General features: G+C 63.2%; 23 protein-coding genes and 1 tRNA gene. 10 read left to right on the top strand and 14 right to left on the bottom strand.

Annotated elements, in window-relative coordinates; translation table 11 throughout:
* Nucleotides 1-140: 140 nt before the first annotated feature.
* The 4 genes from XB14_RS15970 to msrB all read left to right on the top strand — a co-directional run bounded on the left by XB14_RS15970 (nt 141) and on the right by msrB (nt 2,778).
* A complete protein-coding gene (locus XB14_RS15970; RefSeq protein ID WP_077962541.1) occupies nt 141-680 on the top strand; it encodes a sigma-70 family RNA polymerase sigma factor in 540 nt (179 codons plus the stop codon).
* Entirely contained in the window at nt 677-1,396 is a 720-nt protein-coding gene (locus XB14_RS15965) for an anti-sigma factor (protein ID WP_077962540.1), read from the top strand. The genes XB14_RS15970 and XB14_RS15965 overlap by 4 nt, the downstream gene beginning before the upstream one ends.
* Nucleotides 1,397-1,563: 167 nt before the next feature.
* Nucleotides 1,564-2,121: a fasciclin domain-containing protein gene (locus XB14_RS15960; RefSeq protein WP_077962539.1), complete on the top strand. Its 558-nt coding sequence runs from the start codon at nt 1,564-1,566 to the stop codon at nt 2,119-2,121.
* Between the two features lie 156 nt (nt 2,122-2,277).
* A complete protein-coding gene (gene msrB, locus XB14_RS15955; protein ID WP_077962538.1) occupies nt 2,278-2,778 on the top strand; it encodes a peptide-methionine (R)-S-oxide reductase MsrB in 501 nt (166 codons plus the stop codon).
* On the opposite strand, the gene XB14_RS15950 is transcribed toward msrB, so the two are convergent.
* From XB14_RS15950 to rpmH, 6 genes are all read right to left on the bottom strand, one after another.
* The gene (locus XB14_RS15950) at nt 2,775-3,314 is read right to left on the bottom strand and encodes a DUF1269 domain-containing protein (protein WP_077962537.1); all 540 of its coding nucleotides are present in this window, start codon (nt 3,312-3,314) and stop codon (nt 2,775-2,777) included. The two genes, msrB and XB14_RS15950, sit on opposite strands and share 4 nt — an antisense overlap.
* A 137-nt stretch (nt 3,315-3,451) precedes the next feature.
* Complete coding sequence (gene yihA, locus XB14_RS15945) at nt 3,452-4,105, bottom strand: ribosome biogenesis GTP-binding protein YihA/YsxC (RefSeq protein WP_077962950.1); 654 nt, start codon at nt 4,103-4,105, stop codon at nt 3,452-3,454.
* 56 nt (nt 4,106-4,161) lie between these two features.
* The gene (locus XB14_RS15940) at nt 4,162-5,094 is read right to left on the bottom strand and encodes a DMT family transporter (protein ID WP_077962536.1); all 933 of its coding nucleotides are present in this window, start codon (nt 5,092-5,094) and stop codon (nt 4,162-4,164) included.
* Between the two features lie 158 nt (nt 5,095-5,252).
* A complete protein-coding gene (yidC, locus tag XB14_RS15935; RefSeq protein WP_077962535.1) occupies nt 5,253-7,040 on the bottom strand; it encodes a membrane protein insertase YidC in 1,788 nt (595 codons plus the stop codon).
* On the bottom strand, nt 7,040-7,438 hold the full coding sequence (gene rnpA / locus XB14_RS15930; protein ID WP_077962534.1) for a ribonuclease P protein component: 399 nt from the start codon (nt 7,436-7,438) through the stop codon (nt 7,040-7,042). Before rnpA ends, yidC begins: the two co-directional genes overlap by 1 nt.
* A 20-nt stretch (nt 7,439-7,458) precedes the next feature.
* Complete coding sequence (gene rpmH, locus XB14_RS15925; protein WP_077962533.1) at nt 7,459-7,593, bottom strand: 50S ribosomal protein L34; 135 nt, start codon at nt 7,591-7,593, stop codon at nt 7,459-7,461.
* A gap of 396 nt (nt 7,594-7,989) precedes the next feature.
* Between rpmH and XB14_RS15920 the strand changes: the two genes are divergently transcribed.
* The 4 genes from XB14_RS15920 to XB14_RS15900 all read left to right on the top strand — a co-directional run bounded on the left by XB14_RS15920 (nt 7,990) and on the right by XB14_RS15900 (nt 13,164).
* Complete coding sequence (locus XB14_RS15920) at nt 7,990-9,990, top strand: methyl-accepting chemotaxis protein (RefSeq protein ID WP_077962532.1); 2,001 nt, start codon at nt 7,990-7,992, stop codon at nt 9,988-9,990.
* Nucleotides 9,991-10,453: 463 nt separating this feature from the next.
* Nucleotides 10,454-11,935, top strand: coding sequence for a sensor histidine kinase (locus XB14_RS15915; RefSeq protein WP_077962531.1), 1,482 nt, complete (start codon nt 10,454-10,456; stop codon nt 11,933-11,935).
* Between the two features lie 252 nt (nt 11,936-12,187).
* Nucleotides 12,188-12,264, top strand: a tRNA-Arg gene (locus tag XB14_RS15910).
* Nucleotides 12,265-12,744: 480 nt separating this feature from the next.
* Nucleotides 12,745-13,164 carry a hypothetical protein gene (locus XB14_RS15900; protein ID WP_077962529.1) on the top strand — a complete coding sequence of 140 codons (420 nt, stop codon included), beginning with the start codon at nt 12,745-12,747 and terminating at the stop codon, nt 13,162-13,164.
* A 187-nt stretch (nt 13,165-13,351) separates the two neighbouring features.
* On the opposite strand, the gene XB14_RS15895 is transcribed toward XB14_RS15900, so the two are convergent.
* The 8 genes from XB14_RS15895 to XB14_RS15860 form a co-directional block, all read right to left on the bottom strand.
* Complete coding sequence (locus XB14_RS15895; protein ID WP_077962528.1) at nt 13,352-14,032, bottom strand: hypothetical protein; 681 nt, start codon at nt 14,030-14,032, stop codon at nt 13,352-13,354.
* 208 nt (nt 14,033-14,240) lie between these two features.
* Nucleotides 14,241-14,618 (bottom strand): MerR family transcriptional regulator, encoded by a 378-nt coding sequence (locus XB14_RS15890; RefSeq protein ID WP_077962527.1) that lies wholly within the window; start codon nt 14,616-14,618, stop codon nt 14,241-14,243.
* Nucleotides 14,619-15,098: 480 nt separating this feature from the next.
* The gene (locus XB14_RS15885; RefSeq protein ID WP_077962526.1) at nt 15,099-15,530 is read right to left on the bottom strand and encodes a DUF1810 domain-containing protein; all 432 of its coding nucleotides are present in this window, start codon (nt 15,528-15,530) and stop codon (nt 15,099-15,101) included.
* Nucleotides 15,531-15,570: 40 nt separating this feature from the next.
* The gene (locus tag XB14_RS15880; RefSeq protein WP_077962525.1) at nt 15,571-16,557 is read right to left on the bottom strand and encodes an aldo/keto reductase; all 987 of its coding nucleotides are present in this window, start codon (nt 16,555-16,557) and stop codon (nt 15,571-15,573) included.
* A 200-nt stretch (nt 16,558-16,757) separates the two neighbouring features.
* On the bottom strand, nt 16,758-17,342 hold the full coding sequence (locus tag XB14_RS15875) for an IMPACT family protein (RefSeq protein ID WP_077962524.1): 585 nt from the start codon (nt 17,340-17,342) through the stop codon (nt 16,758-16,760).
* A gap of 364 nt (nt 17,343-17,706) precedes the next feature.
* Complete coding sequence (putA, locus tag XB14_RS15870; protein ID WP_077962523.1) at nt 17,707-21,414, bottom strand: trifunctional transcriptional regulator/proline dehydrogenase/L-glutamate gamma-semialdehyde dehydrogenase; 3,708 nt, start codon at nt 21,412-21,414, stop codon at nt 17,707-17,709.
* Nucleotides 21,415-21,601: 187 nt separating this feature from the next.
* On the bottom strand, nt 21,602-21,916 hold the full coding sequence (locus XB14_RS15865; RefSeq protein ID WP_077962949.1) for a YkgJ family cysteine cluster protein: 315 nt from the start codon (nt 21,914-21,916) through the stop codon (nt 21,602-21,604).
* 40 nt (nt 21,917-21,956) lie between these two features.
* Entirely contained in the window at nt 21,957-22,763 is an 807-nt protein-coding gene (locus XB14_RS15860; protein ID WP_077962522.1) for a phosphodiesterase, read from the bottom strand.
* Between XB14_RS15860 and XB14_RS33265 the strand changes: the two genes are divergently transcribed.
* Together XB14_RS33265 and XB14_RS15855 are read left to right on the top strand one after the other, a co-directional pair.
* Nucleotides 22,747-22,911, top strand: coding sequence for a hypothetical protein (locus tag XB14_RS33265; RefSeq protein ID WP_179119599.1), 165 nt, complete (start codon nt 22,747-22,749; stop codon nt 22,909-22,911). The genes XB14_RS15860 and XB14_RS33265 overlap by 17 nt on opposite strands.
* Before the next feature lie 53 nt (nt 22,912-22,964).
* Nucleotides 22,965-23,999 (top strand): proline racemase family protein, encoded by a 1,035-nt coding sequence (locus XB14_RS15855; protein WP_077962521.1) that lies wholly within the window; start codon nt 22,965-22,967, stop codon nt 23,997-23,999.
* Nucleotides 24,000-24,221: the final 222 nt, after the last annotated feature.

Here is a 24,221-nt window from a genome sequence, read left to right as displayed (position 1 = left end):
AATACCGGCTGCTGTTTAGCGCAAGTTCCGGACCGATGGAATGATCGGCGAACAAGATAAAGCCGGAATGACGGCATGGCTGGCACATTGTGATCGGCGCCCTATCTCCGTCTGTGAACGAGCTTTGGGGCGCGCACTGGATGATGGACGAGGATATTGCCGGGCTTCTTGGCCGCGTCTCGCTCGGCGATCGCGATGCCTTTGCCGAACTCTACCGCCAGACGAGCCCGAAACTCTTCGGCATCTGCCTGCGTATCCTTGCAAACCGGGGCGAAGCGGAAGAGGCGCTGCAGGAAATCTACGTCAAGATCTGGCAGCGCGCCGGCCGTTTCGTTCAAGGACAGGCGGCGGCCAGCTCCTGGTTGGCGGCGATCGCGCGCAATCAGGCGATCGATATCATCCGTGCGCGCAAACCGGCCGCCAACGTGATTGACGAAGCCTACGATTTGGCTGATCCTGCTGCCGATCCGGAAAAATCGGCAGTTGTGAGAGCGGAAGGCAGGCGGATCGATGCCTGCATGGAGGAGCTTGAAAAGGATCGCGCAGACGCGGTGCGGCGCGCCTATGTCGAGGGCCTGAGCTACCAGGAACTGGCGGATGTCTTCGCGGTGCCGCTGAACACGATGCGGACTTGGTTGAGGCGCAGTCTCCTGAAGTTGCGAGAGTGTATGGAACGATGACAACGCCAACCCCAGAAGGCCGGGACTTTCGCCGCGACGAGGTGATCGCGGGCGAATATGTGCTCGGCGTGTTGTCTGCCGACGACCGCCGCAAGGTCGAGGCCAGGCTTGCCTCCGATCGCAACTTCGCGGCCATGGTCGATCGCTGGCAGAGCAACCTTTCTTCCTTCGACGAGGGCTACGACCCGGTGGTGCCACCACCCAGGGCTTTCTCCGCGATCGAACAGCGGCTTTTCGATACGCTGCGGCCCGAACCCGTGCCTTCGCGCGGGCTCTGGCATTCGCTGGCGCTCTGGCGTGGGCTGGCGCTGGCCTCGCTCGCCGCGCTGATGGTGATGGGCGCTTCCATGGCCGGCCTGTTCGAGGCGCCGTCGACCGGCGCCTCGCTCATTGCCGAACTCGCCGGAAAAGGCAGCGCCGTCGATCTCGTGGCTCGTTTCGATCCGTCGTCCGGTCGTCTTAAGGTGACGCCCGTTGCCGCGAACCAGGCGGAACAGAAATCGCTCGAGCTCTGGCTGATCAATGGCAGCAACCCGGCGATCTCGCTCGGCGTCCTGCCGCAGACCGGGGAGGGCGAGATTGCCATTCCCTCCACGTTCCGCTCGAGGATCTCCGCCGGCTCGGTCCTCGCCATCAGTGTCGAACCGCTTGGCGGTTCGCCAACCGGCGTGGCCACCGGGCCGATCATCGCGCTTGGCAAGGCGCGGAACCTCTGATCGCACCGTGTTGGAAAATATCCTTATTTATCAATTGGATAAATTGCCGGAGATTTTCTGAAACTCTTTCTTCCGCGCATCCGTTGCTTGTCATGTTCCCCAAGGAGGGAACGGCAGCTTCGGGGCGGCGCAAGAGCCGCCTCCCCTCAAAAAGGAAGGAAGAGAAGATGTTCAGGTCTGCAATTCGCGTCGTCGCCACGGCGTCCGTTCTCGCAGCAAGCGCATTCGCCGCCCATGCCGAAAATCCGATGGTCGGCGGCGCTCCGATGTATGCGGAGAAAAACATCGTCGAAAACGCCGTCAACTCGAAGGATCACACCACGCTGGTCGCCGCCGTCAAGGCTGCCGGCTTGGTGGAGACGCTGCAAGGCAAGGGCCCGTTCACGGTTTTCGCGCCGACCAATGCCGCCTTTGACGCATTGCCGGCCGGCACCGTCGACACGCTTCTGAAGCCGGAAAACAAGGAGAAGCTCACCAAGGTCCTGACCTGCCATGTCGTTTCCGCCGACGCGATGTCCTCGGCGATCGCCAAGATGGTCACGGACGATGGTGGCGAACATGACGTGAAGACGGTTGGCGGCTGCGTGCTGAAGGCCAAGGAAGACGGCGGCAAGCTGACGCTGACCGACGAGACCGGTGGCACGGCGATGGTGACGATCGCCGACGTCAAACAGTCGAACGGCGTCATCCATGTGATCGACAAGGTGCTCCTGCCGAAAGGGTAGCTTCCGCTGCGCCGGGCCGCCACTTGCGGCCTGGTGCCTGCCATCGGCCGTATGGCCGATGGCGTTCCGCGGCGTCACGACGGTTTGAACGGCATTGTTTTGCCGTGGCTCGGTCCGAGCGGTATCGTCGATTGCGAGTCCAAATGGGAGGTTAGCATGATCAGCCGGCGCGTCTTCCTGATGGCAGGCACGGCCTTGGCCGCAGCCTTCGCGGCCCGCGATCTGACGTCGCTTGCGTGGGCAGCCGGAACGGAGAGCTTCGAGGTTGTCAAATCTGATGCCGAATGGCGCGCGACGCTCACCGACGATCAATACCGCATCCTCAGGCACGAGGATACGGAGCGCCCCTTTACCAGCGCGCTCAACCACGAGAAGCGCAAGGGCATCTTCCATTGCGCCGGCTGTGCGCTGCCGCTCTATTCCGCCGACGCTAAATACGATAGCGGCACGGGCTGGCCGAGCTTTTGGCAATCGCTCCCGGGTGCCGTGGCGACACGGGAGGACAATTCGCTGTCCATGAGCCGCACCGAATGCCATTGCCGCCGTTGCGGCGGTCACCTCGGTCACATCTTCGACGACGGCCCGCCGCCGACCGGCAAGCGCCATTGCATCAATGGTCTGGCGCTTGCCTTCGTACCGGCGGGCAAATCCAGCTAGAACGAGCCGGCTGGCGGAGAAGCCGCGCTGGCGCCAGAGAGTGCCGCCTGCAGCTTTTGTTCCTGTTCGGGCGAAAGCGACGTCTTCAGCACGCGGCCGCGCAAGTCGGGGAATTCGGCGAGAACCTTTTCCGGCTGAACCTTGCGCACCAGGATGAACAGGGCCGAGGAATTGTTCGGGATGGTGTTGCCGAGCGACTTGATGAATTCGTCGTCGATGCCGTAATCGCTGAGCGAACCCGAAAGGGCACCGGCACCCGCGCCGAGCGCGCCGCCGATCGCAAAGCCAGCCAGCGGATTGAGGAACAGAAGGCCGACCAGGCCGCCCCAGAGCGAGCCGGAGAGCAGACCCGAGGTGGCGCCGACGGCGGTCAGGTTGAGGCTCTGCTTGAGATGGACCTTGCCTTCGGTGTCGCGCACGACGACCACCGCATCCTCGAGGTCGATCAGATATTCCTTCTTCAGCCCGGCGAGCCGGACCAGAACCCTGTCAGCCTCCTCGGGGGAATCGAACCCGACAACGATCAAATCGGACATGTCTCTCTCCTATCTCTGGCCGCGCCACCGATCTGGACGCAACGCAGAGATAGAGCGGATTGCATGTCCGGGTAGTGACAGAGATCAAAGACATTGGTTTCGCAAAAGGCCCCTCATGCCGGACCATCGCGCAGCCTCTAGCGCGTGATGGCAGTGCCGATCGCTGCCCGCAGCTCTTCGAGCCCTTCGCCCTTTTCGGAGGAGGTCGAAAGGACCTCCGGGTAGGCTGCAGGGTGCTTTTTGATTTTCTCAAGCGTCTCGGCGACCAGCCGCGGCACGCCGGCGGCCTTGATCTTGTCCGTCTTGGTCAGCACGAGCTGATAGGAGACGGCTGCCTTGTCGAGCAGGTCGAAGACCTCGTCGTCGTTCTTCTTGATGCCGTGGCGGCTATCGATCAGCACATAGACGCGCTTCAGCGTCGAACGGCCGCGCAGGTAATCGAAGACGAGCTTCGTCCAGGCATCGACCTGTTCCTTCGGCGCCTGGGCATAGCCGTAGCCGGGCATGTCGACCAGCGCCATCGGCGGCAGGTCATCGCCTTCGCCGGAATAGCCGTCAGGCACGAAGTAGTTGAGTTCCTGGGTGCGGCCCGGGGTATTGGACGTTCTTGCCAGCCCCTTGTGGCCGACCAGCGCGTTGATCAACGACGACTTGCCGACATTCGAGCGGCCTGCAAAGGCAATCTCGGCCGGTCCTTCCGGCGGCAGGAACTTCATGGCGGGCACGCCGCGAATGAAAATCCACGGCCGGCCGAACAGCGGCTTGTCGTCTTTGGGTCTGGTGTCGGCCATCGGCGGTCGGTCCTTCATCGAGAAAGTCCTTGGCTTCAAGGTTTTGGCCGTGGATGTCAAGGCGTCGGCGTGCGGACCGGCCGTGTGGGAATGGCTTGCGTCCGCCGGAACTCGTTGAAGAGATAGGCGAGCAGCGCCAGAAGAATGAAGGTGCCGCCGATGATCGTTCGGCTGCTCGGCACCTCGCCATGGATGATCGCCACCCAGAGCGGACCGAGCACGGTTTCGGCAGTGCCGAGCAGGGCGGCGAGCGCCGAAGGCACCAGTCGGGCACCGGTGACGAAGAGCGCCATGCCAAGCCCGAGGTTGAAGGCGCCGAAGACGAAAAGCAGCGCGAGCTCGCTTCCGGTGACCGAAAGTCCCGACGACTGGCTGGCGGCAATGGCGCTGGCGGCAAAACAGCCGAAGCAGGTGGCCGGCGTCATGCGCACATGCGGGTAGCGTCGGGTAATCACGGTCGCCAGCGCGAAGACGACCGGGATCAGCAGCGCCAGCGCATCACCGACCGGAGACACGCTTCCCGTCAGGCTTTCCGAGACCATGATCGCGACGCCGAAGATGACGGCAGTGATCGCGCCCCAGGTGAAGCGCGAGACCCGTTCGCGAAACAGCGCCCAACACATCAGCGCCGCAAACAGCGGCACGCCGGCGCCGAGCAGCACGACATTGGCAATGGTCGTGTAGGAGATGGCGATGATGAAGGACGTCGAGGCGATGGTGAAACAGAGCCCGACGGCGATGCCCGGCCAGCCCATGCCCTTGAACAGCGCCACCGTGCCGCGCGGTCCGTCACGCACCAGCATGAAGGCGAGCAGGAACAGGCCGGCAAAGAGGCAGCGCCAGAACACAATCGTCCAGCTGTCGGAAATGTGCAGGAACCGGGCAATGGCGCCGCCGAAACTCCAGAAGAAGGCCGAGCCGAAGACGAGCAGGGCGCCAAGCTTCTCGCTGGCGGCGAACGGGGCGGAGGTGGCCGACGGGTCGGTCATGGCAATTTGTCCTGGAGCAGGGGCGCGCTGGTTTCAATAACGCCAGATGCCCGGAGCGAACGCCCGCGTCAACGCCATCCTGTGTCGTGCCGTGGCGTCAAAACAAAAAAGCCCCGGACCGAAGTCCGGGGCTCTGCGTTTACCGTGCCTGACCGGCGTCATTCCGCCGGTTTGGGTTTCTTCGAAAACAGGCCCTTCAAATTGTCGAAGAGCTCGATCTTTACGCCCTGGCGCTTCATGATGATCGACTGCTGCAGCACCGAAAGCGTGTTGTTCCAGGCCCAGTAGATCACCAGGCCAGCCGGGAACGATGCCAGCATGAAGGTGAAGACCACGGGCATCCAGGTGAACAGCATTGCCTGGGTCGGATCCGGCGGCGTCGGGTTCATGCGCATCTGCACGAACATGGTGACGCCCATGATGATCGGCCAGACGCCGAGATGCAGGAAGGCCGGGCCGTCGAAGGGCAAGAGACCGAAGAGGTTGACGATCGTCGTCGGATCGGGTGCCGAAAGGTCGTGGATCCAGCCGAAGAACGGTGCATGGCGCATTTCGATGGTGATGTAGATCACCTTGTAGAGCGCGAAGAACACCGGGATCTGGATCAGGATCGGCCAGCAGCCGGCGAGCGGATTGATCTTCTCGTCCTTGTAGAGCTGCATCATCGCCTGCTGCAGACCCATGCGGTCGTCGCCGAACTTCTTCTTCAGTTCCTCCATCTTCGGCTGAACCTTCTTCATGTTCGCCATCGATGCGTACTGCTTGTTGGCGAGCGGGAAGAAGATGGCCTTGACGACGATCGTGGTGATCAGGATCGCGATGCCGAAGTTGCCGAACAGACGGAAGAAGAAATCCATCATTTTGAACATCGGCTTGGTGATGAAGTAGAACCAGCCCCAGTCGATCAGCTTGTCGAAGTTGGGGATCGAGTAGGCCACTTCGTAGTTGTCGACGACGGGAACTTCCTTTGCGCCGGCAAAGACCAGGTTCTTGACCTCGGACGACTGCCCGGCCGCGATGGTGACGGCGTCGCTCTTGTAGTCGCTCTGGTAGCGGCCACGGCCGTCGGTGAAGTGCGAGAAGCGGGTGTCGTAAGGTGTCGCCTGCGGCGGAACGATCGCGGCAGCCCAATATTTGTCGGTGATGCCGAGCCAGCCGCCGGTCGCCTTGCCCGGCTCGATGGCCTTGTCGTCCTCGATCTTCGAATAGCCGACTTCCTGCAGGCCATGGTCGCCGATAACGCCGATGAAGCCTTCATGCAGCACGTAGACGCTCGGCGTCGTCGGCTTGTTGAAGCGGGTCACGCGGCCATAGGACGAAAGCGACAGCGGCTCGGCAGCACCGTTCTTGATGCTGTCGACCACCTGGAACATGTAATGGTCGTCGACCGAGATCGTGCGGGTAAAGACGACGCCCTTCTCGTTGGTGAAGGTGAGCGTGACCGGGGTTGCCGCGGTCAGCTTGTCGCCGCCCGAAAGCGTCCAGACGGTCTGCGGACCCGGAACCGAGCCGGTGGCCTCGCTGCCGACGTAGCCGAGTTCGGCGAAGTAGCCGTCGGTCGTCTCGGCCGGGCTGAAGAGGGTGATGACCGGGCTCTTCGGATCGACCGTCTCGCGGTATTCCTTGAGCTTCAGGTCGTCGAAGCGGGCGCCGGTGAGATTGATGGAGCCGGAAAGCGACGGCGTGTCGATCGCAACGCGGGCCGACTTGCCAATCGCCTGGTCGCGGTTTTCACCGGCGCCCGGGATTGCGCCGCCACCCGGCAGGGCCTGACCCGGCGTCTGCTGAGACGGCGTTGCCGACTGCGACTGTGCCTGCTGGGCCTGCAGCGCTTCCGCAGCAATGCGTTCCTTTTCAATCTTCGGATTGACGTAAAGGAACTGCCAGGCAATGAGGATCAGCACGGACAGGCCAATCGCCACGAAATAGTTGCGGTTTTTTTCCATCATAGTTTCCTGGAACCGGCCGGCGGCCGCTTCTGTTTCGGCTTGTTTTCGATGCGCTCGCGAAGGCCCCGGGTCAAGGCGTCGAAGGGAGCATTCAGGAGTTCGCGTCGGGCGACAATCACATAGTCGTGTCCGGGTTTCATTGCAAACCCGGCGGAAAGCCGCACCGCCTCTTTCAGGCGTCGGCGGATCCGGTTTCGCTCGACGGCATTGCCGTGTTTTTTGGTGACGGTGAAGCCGACGCGGGCTTCGCCTTCCGGATCGTTGCGGTCGAGCACTTCGAGGAGAAACAGGGGGCCTCTGCGGCCTTCTCCTGCCCGAACGGCCAAAAACTGCGGACGGCTTTTCAGCCGCCCGACAGTCGTTTTGTCTTTATCTGACGTCATGTGCCCGGACACTGGTTTCGGGCAGTTTCGGCTTAAGCCGAAAGACGCTTGCGGCCACGAGCCCGGCGGGCTGCGAGGACCTTTTGGCCACCCTTGGTAGCCATACGCGAACGGAAGCCGTGGCGACGCTTGCGGACAAGCTTGGACGGTTGGTAGGTACGCTTCATTTATTTAATACCGCGGTGTGCGGCCCTTCTTGGGTTTGCGTGTAGCAAGGAGCGTTTACGTTATCGGACATGGCTCCGCCATTTCGGGCAGGAGGGCTTGACCGGACGTGCGCGGCTTATAAGGGGAATTTTCCCGGAAAGTCAATTGCGGGCGGCGATTCAATGGCGGCAGCACAGCAAAAAGGGCCGGTGCGCCCGCCAAAGGCAATCTGTCGAGCCGCGAAAAGGGAGGCCAACTAGCGGAGATTGGTAAACGGAGCCCTAACGTGGGCTCCCCAGATTGCCGGTCGAGGTCGATGAGCTTTATTAACCACGCCTATTTAGGGTCCTTCCGGTGCATATGGGGCGGCGGCATGTCCGATAATCGGACGCTCTCGTCACTCCGTGGAGGTCGGGATGAAAATACGCGGTAAGATCAATCTAATCGTCGGCATCATGAGTGTGCTGGCGGTTGCGGTAACCGGCATGTCGCTGGTTGCTGTCAGCAAATACAACGAAAAGTTCCACCAGTACGAAAACGTGGCGAAGCGCGCCTTCTACGCGGAACGCCTCAACCGTCTGGTGACCGCGGTCGTCATGGAATCGCGTGGCATCTATGCCGCCCCGACCATTGAGAAGGCCAAGCCCTTCGCAGAGGGCATTCGCAAGAATCTCGACAAGATCGATACGCTGCTGACCGAGTGGCGCCCGCTGATCCCGGCGGAAACCATGGCCTCCTTCGACACGCTGGTGGTGCGCGCCGCGGAGTTCAAGACCTTCCGTGTCGAGACCGCGCGGCTTGGCGAGGAAGTCTCGCCGCAGGCCGCCAACGAGCAGGGCAATACCGACGCCAACCGCGCAAACCGCAAGGCGTTTCAGGAGCAGATCGACGGCGTTGTCGACATCAACCTGAAGACGCTTGAAGTGGTGACGGCTGACGTTGCCACCTTCGAGCGCGGCGTGATCGTCACCATCCTCGCCATCGCCGGGCTCGGCCTCATCGCCGGCATCGGCGCGGCCCTCTACATCGCCACGAACCATTTGAGCCGTCCGATCCTCGAGTTGACGGGCAAGATGAAGCAGCTGGCTGGCGGCGATCTTGCCGCGGACGTGCCTTTCGTCGGGCGCAAGGACGAAATCGGCGAAATGGCAGAAGCCGTGCAGGTCTTCAAGCAGAATGGCCTTGCCGTCCGCGACCTCAACGCGCAGGAGGCGGTGCTGCGTGAAAAGAGCGCCGACCTGCAGTCGAGCATCGGCGTCGTCGTTGCGGCCGCCGCCGCCGGCGATTTCACCAAGCGCATCGGCAAGGACTACGAGAACGAAGACCTCAACCGTTTCGCTGGCAGCGTCAACGAGCTGGTCGGCAGCGTCGATGCTGGTATCGCCGAAACCCGCCGGGTGATAGCGAGCCTTGCGGCCGGCGACCTGACCCAGAGCATGAACGGCCACTATCAGGGCGCCTTCGCCGAGCTGCAGAACAACGTCAACGAAACCCTGTCGACGCTGCAGAAGACGCTGCGCGAGGTTCGCGTGACCACCGACTCGATCAACGGCAATTCGTCCGAACTGCGTTCGGCGGCCGACGATCTGTCGAAGCGGACGGAGCAGCAGGCAGCAGCGCTCGAGGAAACGTCTGCAGCACTCGACCAGATCACTGTTGCAGTGAAGAGCTCCACCGAGCGGGCGCAGGAAGCCACCGTCATGGTCAACGAGGCCAAGCACAGCGCCGCGCAGTCGGCGGCCGTCGTGCGCAACGCCGTCGATGCCATGGGCCGCATCGAGCAGGCCTCGAGCGAGATCGGCCAGATCACCAATGTGATCGACGAAATCGCCTTCCAGACCAACCTTCTGGCGTTGAACGCCGGCGTCGAGGCGGCCCGTGCCGGTGATGCGGGCAAGGGCTTCGCGGTCGTCGCACAGGAAGTTCGCGAACTTGCGCAGCGCGCCGCAAGCGCCGCCAAGGACATCAAGTCGCTGATCTCCAAGTCGGGCAGCGAAGTGGCAACCGGTGTCCGCCTGGTGCAGGAGACGGGATCGGCGCTCGGCGAGATCGAGGAGCGGGTCCTCAAGATCAACGACCACATCCACTCGATCGCGACGGCGGCGCGTGAACAGTCGACGGGCCTCAGCGAAGTCAGCACTGCCGTCAACCAGATGGACCAGGTGACCCAGCAGAACGCCGCGATGGTGGAAGAGGCGAATGCCGCCACCCACAAGCTCTCCGGCGAAGCCAACAATCTCGCCAGCCTGATCGCCTACTTCAAGGTCGACAACACCGCGGCAAGGCCGATGGCGGTTGCGCGCGAAACCACCCGCCCGGTCGAATCGCCGGCGCGACGCATGATGGGCAACGTCGCCCGCGCCTTTGGCGGCAGCTCCGCTGCGGCGGTCGCCAAGGACGATTGGGAAGAGTTCTGATCGGCGGCTTTCCCCGCCGAATGATTGGAGCCCGCGGCGCCCTCACGGCGCCGCGGGTTCGCTGCTCTACGGGCCTCGAATGTCTGCCGCCTGTCTTGCTGCACGGCCCGGCCGCCGTTGCCGCGCGCGGGACGTCGTCCCGGGACGCTGCAGACCTGTTCCCTGGGTGACTTACACCGATTCCGATTCTGTGCAGGTAGGCAGAACTGAGGCGGGGGCGCGCCGGAAATCATAGTTTCGGCGACGCAAGGGGAGAACGATGGGCGGGACGCGGATCTTTATCATGACCGACCGTGCGGGACGGAAAGGTGCCCGCGCCTATGTCGCACCCGGCTCCGCCCTTGCAAGATTGGAAATCAGGCGGTCATCTCCTATTATGGAGCCTTGGCGCAAAGCCCCTTGGCTCGGGCACTTGTGCGCGGCCTCGGGCGTTTTGTTTGACGGGCAGGGAAGTTTGTAAGGCATGGCGGAAGAGACGCGTCCGGCAACGGCGAGCGAGCCACTGAAGACGAGTGCGGGGTTCTTCCGGGGTCTTTCCGGCAAGCTGCTCCTGCTCACCATCGTCTTCGTCATGCTGGCGGAGGTGCTGATCTTTGCGCCGTCCGTTGCGACCATGCGCATCCGTTGGCTTGAGGACCGGCTGAACACGGCGGCCGCTGCCGCCGTCGTCGTCGATGGCCTGCAGAATGTCGAGCTGCCGCGCAGCGTGCAGAAAGACACGCTGATGGCGACCGGCACCAAGGCGATCGTCATCCGACGCAAGGATGCCTCGCGCATGATCGCGCTCACTGACATGCCGCTCGAGATTAAGGGCGAGTACGACGTCGCCAACGCGACCGCCTTTGCTTCGATCCGCGATGCCTTCGACACGCTGCTCTTCGGCGGTGATCGGGTGATCCGCGTCTATGGGCCGCTTGGCGAGAGCGATGCGACGATCGAGCTCCTGATGAAGGATGCCAGCCTGCGCAAGGCCATGCTCGTCTACTCGCGCAACGTCTTTGTTCTGTCGCTGATCATTTCGCTGATCACCGCGGCGCTGATCTTTCTCGCCATCAACCGCATGCTGATCGCGCCGATCCGGCGGATGACGGCAAACATGCAGGAATTCTCCAACGATCCGGCCGATCCCGCCCGCGTGCTGGTGCCGCCTGAGGGGCGCGACGAACTCGCCGTCGCCGGCCAGCATCTCGCCAGCATGCAGCGTGAACTGCAGAAGACGCTGAAGCAGCAGAAGAGCCTGGCGGAACTCGGTCTGGCGGTCTCGAAGATCAACCACGACATGCGCAACATCCTGTCCTCGGCGCAATTGATTTCCGACCGCCTCGCCGACGTGGACGACCCGGTGGTCAAGCGCTTCGCCCCGACCCTGCTGCGCACCATCGACCGCGCCGTCGGCTACACCCGCGAGGTCCTGTCCTATGGGCGCACCACCGAAGCCGAGCCGCACCGGCGCTTCGTCGCGCTAAAGCCGCTGGTCTCCGACGTTGCCGAGCTGCTGGCGATCGATCCGCAGTCCGGCATCGATTTCCAGATCCAGATGCAGGACGATCTCGAAGTCGACGCCGACAGCGAGCAGCTTTTCCGGGTGGTGCACAACATCTGCCGCAACGCCGTGCAGGCGCTGACCAATCACGAACCGGAGGACGGCCGCCCGCGGGTCGTTGCCGTCTCGGCCATGCGCATCGGCAGTGTCGTCACCATCTCCGTGGACGATACCGGCCCCGGCATGCCGCCGAAGGCGCGGGAAAACCTGTTCGCGGCCTTCCGCGGCTCGGCCCGCTCCGGCGGTACCGGCCTTGGGCTGGCGATTGCGCGCGAGCTGGTGCTTGCCCATGGCGGCACGATCGCCCTCGTCGAAAAGCCGACGCCGGGTACGCTCTTCCGCATCGAACTACCCGATCGGCCGGTGCCCCTCGACGCCTTCCGCTCGAAGTTTCGCCATTAGAACTGGTAAATCCGCCGAAGCGACGCTGGCGGGGCTGCGGTCTAGCATCCGCGATATTTTTTTCCGTGGCTGCTTCCATCGCGACAATGTCCTGCTTTCCAGGGTGTTGCTGCATCGTCCTGCCGAGGACTGTCCACAGCAGATCGGGCCATCGTCGTAAAAATGAAATTTTTTGCGGAACGGCGCTTGCAATCCCCGAAAGGACCCTTTAGAGAACCGCTCACGCAAGCGGTTCGACCGCTTCAGGCAAAAGCACCCGTAGCTCAGCTGGATAGAGCACCAGACTACGAATCTGGGGGTCAGGAGTTCGAATCTCTTCGGGTGCGCCATTCTTTTCAATCGCTTACAGGAATTTCTGCAGGGTCTGACGGTCCTGCAAGCATGAACCTTGTGGCGAACCCTCCCTTGACTCACGGATGTATCCTGTCACCCTGCACGCAGCAGTGATGGAAACGGCGCCTTGGGTTTTCAGGGGAGAACGGGATGGCGAGGTTTGCAGCAGGAATACTTCTGGCCAGCTTTTGCCTGAGTGTTGCGGTGGGCTCCGCCTCTGCACGCAGCTGGCACTCCGACGATACGGCTGCACTGGTCGGAGGGCTGCTTCTCGGTGGCGTCGCGGCTGCGGCATCCTCGCATGACCACCACCATCAGAACCAATATGTTGGGCCTCGGCCTTCCTACGGTGGTGCGCCCTTCAGCCCTTCCGCTGGCGTGATTTGCTATCCGAACCAGGTCGCCTGTTACAACAACAGCGGGACCTATCTCCCCGCCTGGACAAGCCGCGTTTTCTGACCCGGAAGGATTTCATCATGAAGTTCTGGCTTTCATTCGCTGTGGGCGCGGCCTTCTGCCTCACATCCGTCTCGGCCATTGCCAAGGACCCGGCGACGAGCTTTGTGCGCCTGCACGCCATCGACCTCTTGGAAGGCGCGCTGAACACAGAGCAAATCGCAACTCTGCAACTGATCGCTCACCAGGCAGCGATCGCGGCGGTTTGTGATGGGTTTGTTTTGGACGACAAAAAAGTCTCGAAGGCTTTCGAGGGACTTGCACCCGCCGGTGCTGACAAACTCACGGCGGAGCAGAAGGACTATCACGAAAAACACCTTCTGGTCATATACGGGATCCTGGTCGGCGGGGAGCTGACCGCGATGTCAGACGGCGCCTGCAAGCTGGCGGCAGATTCAAAGGCCGATCCTGATTTTGCCAAGGAAATGGTGTGGCAATAGCCCCCCTGTCGCAGTCACTGCCCCGCGCGGGCATCCGTCGGTAGTGTTCAGCGATCCGCGCGCCACTCATCCAAACACCGAGCGACGTGGCCGTCGGCTTTTGGCGTGCCGACATTTTAGGAAGCGCCTGTGTGCTGCGCACCGCGATCCGTGGAGACCGCGATGCGTTCCGCCAGCGTTCCAGCTTTCAGGATTGGCCGACGCTGTATCCCTTCTCGACGAGCCAGGCATCGTGGAGCCACTTTTCCGTTCCGCGGCGACCGGGGAAGCTGATCCAGTGAATGTCGCGCTCGAAGACCATGACCTTGCGGTCCGCGCCGACGATAACCCACATCCAGAGACCGTCGGCCTCATTGCGCATCTTGACCTTCATGCCGGTGAGGGTGAGGTCCTGGGCGCGCCCGTTGCGGGTAACTCGCAGCGGTTCGTCATGCGGGTCGATCCAGCTGATCCTCAATCCGGGCAGAAGGTCTGGCGCCGCCTTGCGCAGGAAATCCATGGCGATCGCCTGCGCTTCCTCGCGCGTCGGCAATTGGCCGTCGACGAGATCGAGATCGATCCGGGCGAAGCCCTTGAGGCGGCCATTGTCGGCGATGATGGTGCTGAAATGTTCGCCGCCGAGCGCGGCATTGCGTCCGTCCGCGCGCTGGTAGCGGACAAGTTCCGCGCCTTCGCTATCGACGACGGCGGTGCGGCGGCCCGCCTCGCGGTAGCCGGCCGGCATGACGGCGTCGATGGTGGTGGCCGCGGGTTGGCCGCTACGGGCCGCAGCGGTCGTCACCGTCTCTGCCAGGGCAATGTTTGCGGTTGCCGCGCCGGCGACAAGGCCGAGGGCGGTAAGCACCGCGAGAGAGCGTGTATGCGGCATGTCCAGAGCTCCTTTTGTCTGGTTGGGGGAAGGTGGTCATGAAGTCGCGCGTCGCGATCGTGGATGGCCAAGCGCAGGGGAGGGGATAGGTGGCGCCGCCAACAGCGGAAGCAGAGCACGAGCGAGAAGTTGAAAGGCGACGGCGAATATAATGTAACCTGACGTTAAGTGTAGATTGTGCGCGTGCCGGTTCCTGTCCGTGTCGCCCCTACTTTTGCCGCGCCTGCGCGATCAGGCCGTGCATGCGGGCGATGTTGTTTTCCAGGTCGCGTTTGAACGCGGAGAGTTCGTCAAGCTGGGCGTTCGCCTTGTCGAGCTGGGCCTGCAGGATTTCCAGCACGCGCTCCTTGCCCCTGATGCCGCTTGCATCCTCGAAATAGAGGTCGATGACAGCGGCGATCTCGTCGAGGCTGAGGCCGAGGCGCTTCAGCGCCGCGATCTTCTCCAGCCGTTTCAAGGCCGTCTCGTCATAGTAGCGGTAGCCGGCCCCTTCGCGCTCGGCCGGCTCCACCAACCCCAGCCGCTCGTAGTAATGGATCGTGCGGTGGCTGACGCCGGCACGTTCCGACAATTCTCCAATCTGCATGAGCGATGACAATGCGGTACCTATCTAAACCTGACGTTGGGTGTAGATTTAGGGAGTGGTCTACCGTTCGTCAACTGCGGTTGTAGAGTTTGTTTTCGCTCGCGCCGCCTTGCCCCTTCGCAGAGCTGCCCTTCGAAAGGATTAGGAGACATTAATATACGTTGGCATATAATGATTTACATGCCCGAGTGCGTCGGTAGTCGGACTGCGGCGATGACGAGCCCGAGCACGGAAGCTGCAATGGCTTCACGATCTTTTGACGCCGGCGTGTGAAAATTGGCCCTTCGGATTCCTATATGAAGGAGGAAAGGGCCGCTGAAGGAAGGAGGTGCCGATGTATCGCTACATGATGAAAGAACTGCTGGTGATTGTTGCTGGCCTTTCGGTTTGCGCCTTCACGATCCTGTTCTTTTTGATCAATTCGACGCCCAGCCTCTGACTATCGCCGAAGGGCGTTTCCTCAGTGCTTGAACGCCGGCATCAAAGCCGCTGCGCCAGTAAATCCATAGTGCGCCGATCCTTTTCTCCCGCGAAATAGCGCTCAAGCGCCTCCCCGAACGGGCTCCCGCTTTTCTCGACCTCGGTAAAGAGCGTCATCGATGACCGGAACTTCATGTCATCGGGGCTGGAGAAGATGTCATGGGCCGATCTTCCCGAAACCGAATTGACCAGTTCCGTGCATTCCCGGAGCCTTGCGCCAAGCACCGGGTGGACGAGATACGCCGACGCTTCGTCGAGCCCTGATATCGCATAGCGTTCGGCCATCGGTGAATGACCCAGCCCAGCGAGCTGCGGGAAGACGAACCACATCCAGTGCGTCTGCTTGCGTCCTTGCTGCAGTTCATCCAGAATCGCGGCATAGACGCGGTCCTGGGCAGTGACGAACCGTTGCAGATCGAAGGGGTCGGTCATGGCTCTGCCTCCCTTGGCCGCCCTTCGACCGGGGCGTCAATTACCAGCGGTGATGAACATGAACCTTCACCAGCCGCTCGTAAACCGCGGCGATCGCCGCCTTGGTTTCATCGCCGATACCGGAAAGCGCGCTGGCGGCGGCATTCGATTGCGCCTGCGTCTCGTTGCGGGCGCCGGGGATGACCACCGAGACCGCCTGCTGCTCAAGGATCCAGCGCAGCGCGAACTGCGCCATCGGCACGCCTTCAGGCACCAGCGGTCGCAACTGCTCGACGGCTTCCAGTGCGGCCTCGAACGGCACGCCGGCAAAGGTCTCGCCGACATCGAAGGCTTCGCCATGGCGGTTGAAGCTGCGGTGGTCGTCGGCGGCAAAAGCCGTTTCCCGCGTGATCTTGCCGGAGAGCAGGCCGGAGGCGAGCGGCACGCGTACGATGACGCCGACATTCTTCTTCTGCGCCTCGGCGAAAAACAGATCATGCGGCCGCTGGCGGAACATGTTGTAGATGATCTGCACGGTCGCAACACCCGGATATTCGATCGCCTTCAGCGCTTCCTCGACCTTTTCGACCGACACGCCGTAGTGACGGATCTTGCCCTTGGCAACGAGCCGGTCGAGTGCGCCGAACAGTTCCGGCCGGTAGTAGACTTCAGTCGGCGGGCAATGGAGCTGCACGAGGTCGAGCGTCTCAACGCCGAGATTGGTGAGGCTCCGGTCGATGAAGGCTTCGATGTTGGCGCCGTTGTAACCTTCGGTTACATGCGGGTTGAGCCGACGGCCGGCCTTGGTGGCGACGAAGGGCTTGTCACCACCGCGCTCCTTCAGCACCGCCGCGATGATCTTTTCGGAACGGCCGTCGCCATAGACGTCGGCGGTGTCGACGAAGGTCACGCCGGCGTCGAGCGCGGCATTGAGCGCCCGCTTGCCGTCTGCCTCGCTGACATCGCCCCAGGAGCCGCCGATCTGCCAGGCGCCGAAGCCGATCTCGGATATGGTTGCGCCGGTCTTGCCAAGAACTCTCGTCTTCATCGTGCCGTCTCCTGTTGTGCGTCGTCGATCATAGGCTGCGTGGAGCGCTTCTAATATGACGGGCTCAAGCGCGTAAATTAGAGCAGGATAAAGACGAGAGAGCCGCGCACACTTTTTTCCCAAGGCTGCTTCAGAAACCCACTTGAGAAACCCGGTCTCGACCGCAGGTCAGAGCTTCTGGAGCGCGGGCGCGCCGGGCGTTAGTCGTCGAGCGACACCACGGCCTTGCCGCGGCTGAGATCGACGACCATGGCAAGGATCGCGTCGGCCTCGTCCTTGCGCAGATCGACCGTCAGGATCGGTCCCTTGTCCGTGAAGCTTTCGCCCGCAATGGTCACGTCGCGGGCAAGGAGCCGCGCCTTGATCAGCGCCATGTCGGAAAAATCGACGGCGATTGTGGCGCGCACCGTCTCGATCATCTCGATCTTTTCCGCCGCCCGCAGGCACAAGGCCGCCGTGCCGCCATAGGCGCGCACCAGGCCGCCGCTGCCAAGCAGGATGCCGCCGAACCAGCGCGTGACCACGACCGCGACGCGGTCGAGTTCCTGGCCGTCTATGGCCGCGAGGATCGGCTTTCCGGCCGTGCCGCTCGGTTCGCCGTCGTCGCTGAAGCGGTAGGCCTGGCCGATGCGCCATGCCCAGCAATTGTGGTTGGCCGTGGGGTCGGAGTGGGAGGCGAGGAATTCCTTTGCCGCCTGTTCATCGGCAATCGGCGCGGCAAAGGCCAGAAAACGGCTCTTCTTGATGTCCTGGGTTGCCGTTTCGATGCGCTTGAGGGTGAACATGGCCGCTTCCGTTTCTCAGACGCTGATAACGGATTGCGCGCAAGGGCGCCACAACGGTTTGGATCGGTGCGGGTACCGGGCCTGGTTCGGTGCCACGCGCCCAATGAATGGGGCCCGCATGCCTCTCCCCCGTCGTTCCTGTGCCTGTCGCAGGAATCCAATCACGGCGCGTCTGCGCCGTGAGAAGACTCTCTATCTGCTGCGGCATGTTTTTCGTGCCGCCGACGCGGCGCGGCTGGATCCCTGTGACGGGGCACAGGGATGAGGTGGAGAGAGTACGGCCATCACCGCTGGGTGAAGCCTCAGCCTCTTCATCGCCTCTCCCGCGTTCGGGAGAGGCATTCTTATCGGAGGCGGGTTTCGATCAGCCGATCGCCATCAGGCTGGCATTGCCGCCGGCAGCCGCCGTGTTGATCGAGGTCGAGACCTCCTCGAGCAGCCAGTTGAGGCAATAGGCGTCGGGGTTCTTGCTGATCTCTTCGCTCGAGGCCGCCTGGACGAGGACGAGCGGGCCCGGCAGGCCGGCGATCGCCTTGCTGACCTCACGCACCCGGGCGCCGTCGCCTTCGACGAGGGCGCCTGCAAACGGGCCGTCGGCCGCCCAGTCCTTGGACCAGGAAAGGCGTGCGGAGACGCTCGCCGGCAGATCCTTCAGCGAGGCCTGCAGGCCGGAAGCGGCGTCGACGACGACGGTATTGCCGGTGGCAAGGGCAGCGCCCAGCTGGTGGTAGAGGCCGGTCTCCGTGGCCGGTACCAGGAGCACGCGGCCACGCGGATGCAGCGCATAGAGGTTACGCTCGCCGACGGGGCCCGGAAGCTCGGAGTAAAGGCCGAGAGCCGAGTTGCTGCCGGCGGTGCGGGCAGCTTCGGCCTCAGTCTTCGCACCCTTGCCGTCGAGCCACTTGGCGAAGTCGAGCAGAACAGGATCGGTGTGAACCGAGCTGTGCTGTGGCGGAACCGGGGCTGTGGCGACGAGGCGGCCGAGATAGAGCGGACCGCCGGCCTTGGGTCCGGTGCCGGAGAGGCCGCGGCCACCGAACGGCTGAACGCCGACGACTGCGCCGATGACGTTGCGGTTGACGTAGAGGTTGCCTGCCTTCACCCGCGAGGTGACGTGGGCGATGGTCTCGTCGAGACGCGTGTGCAGGCCGAAGGTGAGGCCGTAGCCGGTGGCATTGATATCGTCGATCAACCGGTCGAGATCGTCGCGGCGATAGCGGATGACGTGCAGCACCGGACCGAAGACTTCGCGCTTGAGGTCAGCGAGCTTGTCGAGCTCGATGATCGTCGGCGGCACGAAGGTGCCCTGTTCGGTTCCGGAGGCAAGACCGATCTGCTCGACCTTGCGACCAAGGCCGCGCATGGCGTCGATGTGCTTTTCGATGATGCCCTTGGCTTCTGCGGTGATGACCGGGCCGACATCGACCGAGAGACGGTCGGTGCGGCCGATCTTCAGCTCGTGCAGCGCGCCCTTCAGCATCGAAAGCGTGCGGTCGGCCACATCTTCCTGCAGGCAGAGAACACGCAGCGCCGAGCAGCGCTGGCCGGCGCTGTCGAAGGCCGAGGCGATCACGTCGCCGACGACCTGTTCGGCAAGCGCCGAGCTGTCGACGATCATGGCGTTCTGGCCACCGGTCTCGGCAATCAGCGGGATCGGCCGGCCGGCCGGAGAAAGACGGTCGGCAAGCTGCGCCTGGATCAGGCGGGCGACCTCGGTCGAGCCGGTGAACATCACGCCGGCAATCTCGGGTGCTGCCACCAGCGCAGCACCAATGCGGCCGTCGCCGGGCAGCAGCTGCAGCGCGTCGGCAGGAATGCCGGCCTCATGCAGGATGCGCACGCCTTCAGCGGCGATCAGCGGGGTTTCCTCCGCCGGCTTTGCCAGCACCGGGTTGCCGGCAACGAGTGCCGCGGCAATCTGGCCGGTGAAGATCGCCAGCGGGAAGTTCCACGGGCTGATGCAGACGATGGGGCCGAGCGCCTTGTGGGCCGGGCCGAGCGTGCGGCGGGTCTGTTCGGCATAGTAGCGCAGGAAGTCGATCGCCTCGCGCACTTCGGCAATGGCGTTCGGCAGCGACTTGCCGGCTTCGCGGGCAATGAGGCCGAGCAGCGTCGGCATGCGCGCCTGCATCAGGTCGGCAGCCCGCGTAAGGCAGGCGGCGCGCTCGGCCGGCGAGACGGCGGCCCAGCTTCCAGCCGCCTTGGCGGCAAGGGTTGCTGCCTGGCGGGCGTCGGCTTCCGATGCCTCGGTGACCGAGCCGACGACGTCGCGGTGGTCGCCGGGGTTGACGACGGCGCGGGTTTCGCCGGAGGCGGGCCCCGTTGCAAGCTGCGGAACGGCCTTCCAGTCGACGGTCGCACTTGCCTGCAGCGCTGCGGTGAGTGAAGTCAGGCCCGCTTCGTTCGAAAGGTCGAGACCGGCGGAGTTGCGGCGCGTTTCGCCGAAGAGGTTGTCGGGAAGCGCGATCTGGTCGTGCGGCGCGCCGACGACGGGCATGGCGCGAACGATTTCGACCGGATCGGCGATCAGTTCGTCGACCGAGACCTTCGGGTCGGCGATGCGGTTGACGAAGGAGGAGTTCGCGCCGTTTTCGAGCAGGCGGCGTACGAGGTAGGCCAGCAGCGTCTCATGGGTGCCGACGGGCGCGTAGATACGGCAGGGACGGTCGAGATTGCCCTTGCCGACCACCTCGTCATAGAGCGGCTCGCCCATGCCGTGCAGGCACTGGAACTCGTACTTGCCGACCTTGAAGTCTTTGCCGGCCATTTCGTAGATGGTCGCCAGCGACTGGGCGTTGTGGGTCGCGAACTGCGGGAAGATCACGTCGGTTGCCGCCAGCAGCTTCTTGGCGCAGGCGATGTAGGAGACGTCGGTGTAGATCTTGCGGGTATAGACCGGGAAGTCTTCGAGACCGTCGAGCTGGGCGCGCTTGATCTCGGCGTCCCAGTAGGCGCCCTTGACGAGGCGCACCATGACGCGGCGCTGGGCGCGGCGGGCAAGGTCGATGATGAAGTCGAGCACGTAGGGGCAGCGCTTGCCATAGGCCTGGACGACGAAGCCCATGCCCTCCCAGCCGGCGAGGTCCTTGTCGAGGCAGAGTTCTTCGAGCAGGTCGAGCGAGAGTTCGAGGCGGTCGGCTTCCTCGGCGTCGATGTTGAGGCCGATGTCGTACTTCTTGGCGATGACGGCGAGCGCCTTCACCTTCGGCAGCAGCTCTTCCATGACGCGCGAGGCCTGCGAACGGGCGTAGCGCGGATGCAGCGCCGAGAGCTTGATCGAGATGCCGGGGCCTTCATAGATGCCGCGGCCGGCCGATGCCTTGCCGATGGCATGGATCGCCTGCTCGTAGTCGCGGTAGTAGCGCTCCGCGTCGGCAGCCGTCGTCGCCGCTTCGCCGAGCATGTCGTAGGAGTAGCGGAAGCCCTTCTGTTCGAGCGCGCGCGACCGGCGCAGCGCCTCGTCGATGGTTTCGCCGGTGACGAACTGCTCGCCCATCATGCGCATGGCCATATCGACGCCGCGGCGGATGACCGGCTCGCCGCAACGGGCGATGAGGCGGGTGAGCGCTGCCGAAAGGCTGCGATCGTTGACCGTCGAGGTGAGCTTGCCGGTGACGACGAGACCCCAGGTGGCGGCGTTGACGAACAGCGAGCGGCCACCGCCGATATGCGACTTCCAGTCGCCGTCGGCGATCTTGTCGCGGATCAGCGCGTCCCGTGTCGCGGTATCGGGAATACGCAGCAGCGCTTCGGCAAGGCACATCAGCGCCACGCCTTCCTGACTGGAGAGCGAGTACTCCTGTACCAGACCTTCGACGCCCGAGCCCTTGTGCTTGGCGCGAAGCGCCTCGATCAGCTTGCGGGCGGTCTTGGCGGCAGCCTGGCGGGTGGCGGCGTCGAGCGTCGCCGCTTCGATCAGCGCCGGCAGCGCTTCCGTTTCCGGGCGGCGGTAGGCGGCGGTGATCGCCTGACGCAGCGTGCTCTGCGGTCGGACCGGCGGAGCGAACTCGGCAAACGGAGCCTGCGGCGCGCCGGTCTCTGCAGTGGTCTTGTGAAGCGGTGTCTGGCTCATCGAGCGCTATCCTCCGGGAAGCGGTTTTTAAGGGCGCGGCGCACCCCTGATCGTGGGCGGAAAATACGCCTCCTTCCGCCGTGTATCCATCCGGCAAATTTTGTCTTTGACGGAATGTTTCACCGTTCCGCGCGCAGAGCGCCGCAGAGAATGCGGAATGTTCATAAAATCGCCGGATGATCCGGTGTCAGGCGGCCTTGCCGAAATGCTTCTCGCGGGCCATCAGGCACTCGTCGTCGCCAGGCATGCAGGTGCGACAGACGATCGGCCGGATGGCGTAGATCTTGCAGCCGACGTGCTCGCCGAGCCTGCCGCCAAGCGCTGAGCAGCGGTCATCCTCGCAGCGCATGCCGCCAAGGTCGGCGGACACATATTCCGCCGGGATCAGGTCGAGCTCCTCGTCCGTTTCCAGCGAGAAGCGCGGCCAGTCGGCCGAATAGGCGCAGCAGGCGCCGCAGCTCTGGCAGTCGAAGTTCTCATCGATGGAGGTCGGTTCGGTCATGCCCCAAACTAGCATGAAGGCCGGCGGTTCGAAATGGCCCTTACGCGATGGCTGCATCCCGATGGGCGATCTCGTAGTCCTCCGTATGCACCAGCACGCCATCGCCGGTCACGACGGCGATGCCATAGGCGGCGGGCTCGTCGACCGATAGGGAAGCGTCCGGCGTATCGAAGGGCATCGGCTGCTGGTGCACCGGGCTCTTGAAGACCGAGAAGGGAATGCCGCGGCAGGAACCGCTGATCGTGCGGTGCACATGGCCGGCGAAGATATGGCGGACGTTGCCATGCCGTTTGACGAGGTCGTAAAATTCGCTCTCGTTGACGAGCCGGATCATGTCGATGGCGGTGAAGCCAGTCCTGTGCGGCGGATGATGCATGAAGAGTAGCACCGGCTTGCCGGCGGCTTCGGCCAGTTGCCGGTCGAGCCAGGCGAGACGCCTGGCGCAGAGCACGCCCGCATGGCTGGTCGGATAATCATAGGGCGGGGCAAACAGCGTATCGAGCAGGATGGCGCGGCAATCGGCAAAATCGATCACCTGCTGCACGAAGCCGTTCTCGTCGGTCGGTGTGCCGGAAAAGACCTCGAGGAACACCTCGCGTCGGTCGTGATTGCCAACGGTGATGGCAACCGACGGCTGAAGCTGATCGATGAGCTGCTTCAGTCGTTCATAGGAGGGACGATCGCCGTGGTGGGTGAGGTCGCCCATGAAGATCACCCGGTCGGCGTCCGAATGGTAACGGTTGACATGCGCGATGCCATTGGCAAGCCGCTGGTAGGGATCAAGGCCGATGATCGTCGTGCCCTCGGGCACCATGTGCAGGTCGGTGAAGATGATCAGCTTTGTCATGAAGTTCCAGAAGGTTGCGCCGGGATTGGCCCAAGCTGTCGCGCTGGTGGGCGTGCGTCAAGCCGCATCTTTGGGGTTAACCGACGAGGTCAGCCCGGTGGTTTTTGTTGCGGGCGCCTGCGGAAAGCGCTATGGCAAGCGCATCTGATATATCAGCCATGATCGCCGCTACGGCAATGGCAAACGCGTTGGAGAAACGGCATGCGGTGGAAGCGCACGATCCAGTTGCTGGACGTTCATTGCGAGGGCGAGATCGGCAAGGTCGCGATCGGCGGCGTGCCGAAGATCCCGGGCAACTCGATCGCCGAGCAGCTCAACCATATCAATACGGTCGACGACAGCCTGCGCCGGTTCCTGTGCCTGGAGCCGCGCTCTGGCTCGATCGGTTCGGTCAATCTCCTGGTGCCGCCGAAGCGGCCGGAAGCCGATGCAGGCTTCATCATCCTGCAGGCCGACCAGGCCCATGCCATGTCCGGCTCGAACTCGATCTGCGTGACGACTGCGCTGCTCGAATCCGGCATCATCGAGATGAAGGAGCCGGAGACCGTGGTGATGCTCGACACCGCCTCGGGCCTCGTCAAGGCCACCGCTACCTGCCGCGACGGGCGCTGCGAGAAGGTGAAGCTGACGATGGTCCCGTCCTTCGTGCACGAACTCGACGTCGAGGTCGACACGCCGAAGTGGGGCAAGATCAAGCTCGACCTCTGCTATGGCGGCATTTTCTATGCGCTGGTCGATGTCGGCCAGATCGGCACCACGATCGACAAGGCCAACGCCCGCGAGATCGTCGAAGCCGGCATGATCCTGAAGGACATCGTCAACCGCACCATCCCGGTCGTTCATCCTGAGATCCCTGAGATCAAGGGCGTCGCCTATGTGATGTTCCGCGATGTCGAGGCCGACGGCACCATCCGGACCTGCACCACGATGTGGCCGGGCCGTGTCGACCGCTCGCCCTGCGGCACCGGCAGTTCGGCCAACCTCGCGACGCTGCATGCGCGCGGCAAGGTCAAGGTCGGCGACGTGCTGAAAAGCCGTTCGATCATCGGATCGGAATTCGAAGTCGGCCTCGAAGGCGTGACGACGGTTGCCGACCGCGAGGCGATCATTCCGACGATTGCCGGACGTGGCTGGACCTTCGGGCTGCATCAGGTGGCGCTCGATCCCTTCGATCCGCTGGCTGAGGGGTTCGCGCTCACCGATACATGGGGGCCGCAGGCCGGCGAGATCCGCTAAAGCAATTCCAGGAAAAGTGCGTAGCGGTTTTCCGTCCGGAATTGCGAAGGATCGGGCCAATTCCAGGAAAAGTACGTAGCGGTTTTCCGTCCGGAATTGCGAAGTATCAGGCCAATTCCAGGAAAAGTGCGTAGCAGTTTTCCGTCCGGAATTGCGAAGGATCAGGCCAATTCCAGGAAAAGTGCGAAGCGGTTTTCCGTCCGGAATTGCGGCATTGTCTGG

The sequence above is a fragment of the Ensifer adhaerens genome, from assembly GCF_002007205.1.
GTDB lineage: Bacteria > Pseudomonadota > Alphaproteobacteria > Rhizobiales > Rhizobiaceae > Ensifer > Ensifer adhaerens_D.
This window is presented reverse-complemented; position numbering and strand designations above follow the sequence as displayed.

Coding starts and splice junctions, on each gene's coding strand:
- XB14_RS15970 (WP_077962541.1), top strand. CDS start 141: ATGATGGACGAGGATATTGCCGGGCTTCTTGGCCGCGTCTCGCTCGGC.
- XB14_RS15965 (WP_077962540.1), top strand. CDS start 677: ATGACAACGCCAACCCCAGAAGGCCGGGACTTTCGCCGCGACGAGGTG.
- XB14_RS15960 (WP_077962539.1), top strand. CDS start 1,564: ATGTTCAGGTCTGCAATTCGCGTCGTCGCCACGGCGTCCGTTCTCGCA.
- msrB (WP_077962538.1), top strand. CDS start 2,278: ATGATCAGCCGGCGCGTCTTCCTGATGGCAGGCACGGCCTTGGCCGCA.
- XB14_RS15950 (WP_077962537.1), bottom strand. CDS start 3,314: ATGTCCGATTTGATCGTTGTCGGGTTCGATTCCCCCGAGGAGGCTGAC.
- yihA (WP_077962950.1), bottom strand. CDS start 4,105: ATGGCCGACACCAGACCCAAAGACGACAAGCCGCTGTTCGGCCGGCCG.
- XB14_RS15940 (WP_077962536.1), bottom strand. CDS start 5,094: ATGACCGACCCGTCGGCCACCTCCGCCCCGTTCGCCGCCAGCGAGAAG.
- yidC (WP_077962535.1), bottom strand. CDS start 7,040: ATGGAAAAAAACCGCAACTATTTCGTGGCGATTGGCCTGTCCGTGCTG.
- rpmH (WP_077962533.1), bottom strand. CDS start 7,593: ATGAAGCGTACCTACCAACCGTCCAAGCTTGTCCGCAAGCGTCGCCAC.
- XB14_RS15920 (WP_077962532.1), top strand. CDS start 7,990: ATGAAAATACGCGGTAAGATCAATCTAATCGTCGGCATCATGAGTGTG.
- XB14_RS15915 (WP_077962531.1), top strand. CDS start 10,454: ATGGCGGAAGAGACGCGTCCGGCAACGGCGAGCGAGCCACTGAAGACG.
- XB14_RS15900 (WP_077962529.1), top strand. CDS start 12,745: ATGAAGTTCTGGCTTTCATTCGCTGTGGGCGCGGCCTTCTGCCTCACA.
- XB14_RS15895 (WP_077962528.1), bottom strand. CDS start 14,032: ATGCCGCATACACGCTCTCTCGCGGTGCTTACCGCCCTCGGCCTTGTC.
- XB14_RS15890 (WP_077962527.1), bottom strand. CDS start 14,618: ATGCAGATTGGAGAATTGTCGGAACGTGCCGGCGTCAGCCACCGCACG.
- XB14_RS15885 (WP_077962526.1), bottom strand. CDS start 15,530: ATGACCGACCCCTTCGATCTGCAACGGTTCGTCACTGCCCAGGACCGC.
- XB14_RS15880 (WP_077962525.1), bottom strand. CDS start 16,557: ATGAAGACGAGAGTTCTTGGCAAGACCGGCGCAACCATATCCGAGATC.
- XB14_RS15875 (WP_077962524.1), bottom strand. CDS start 17,342: ATGTTCACCCTCAAGCGCATCGAAACGGCAACCCAGGACATCAAGAAG.
- putA (WP_077962523.1), bottom strand. CDS start 21,414: ATGAGCCAGACACCGCTTCACAAGACCACTGCAGAGACCGGCGCGCCG.
- XB14_RS15865 (WP_077962949.1), bottom strand. CDS start 21,916: ATGACCGAACCGACCTCCATCGATGAGAACTTCGACTGCCAGAGCTGC.
- XB14_RS33265 (WP_179119599.1), top strand. CDS start 22,747: ATGATCAGCTTTGTCATGAAGTTCCAGAAGGTTGCGCCGGGATTGGCC.
- XB14_RS15860 (WP_077962522.1), bottom strand. CDS start 22,763: ATGACAAAGCTGATCATCTTCACCGACCTGCACATGGTGCCCGAGGGC.
- XB14_RS15855 (WP_077962521.1), top strand. CDS start 22,965: ATGCGGTGGAAGCGCACGATCCAGTTGCTGGACGTTCATTGCGAGGGC.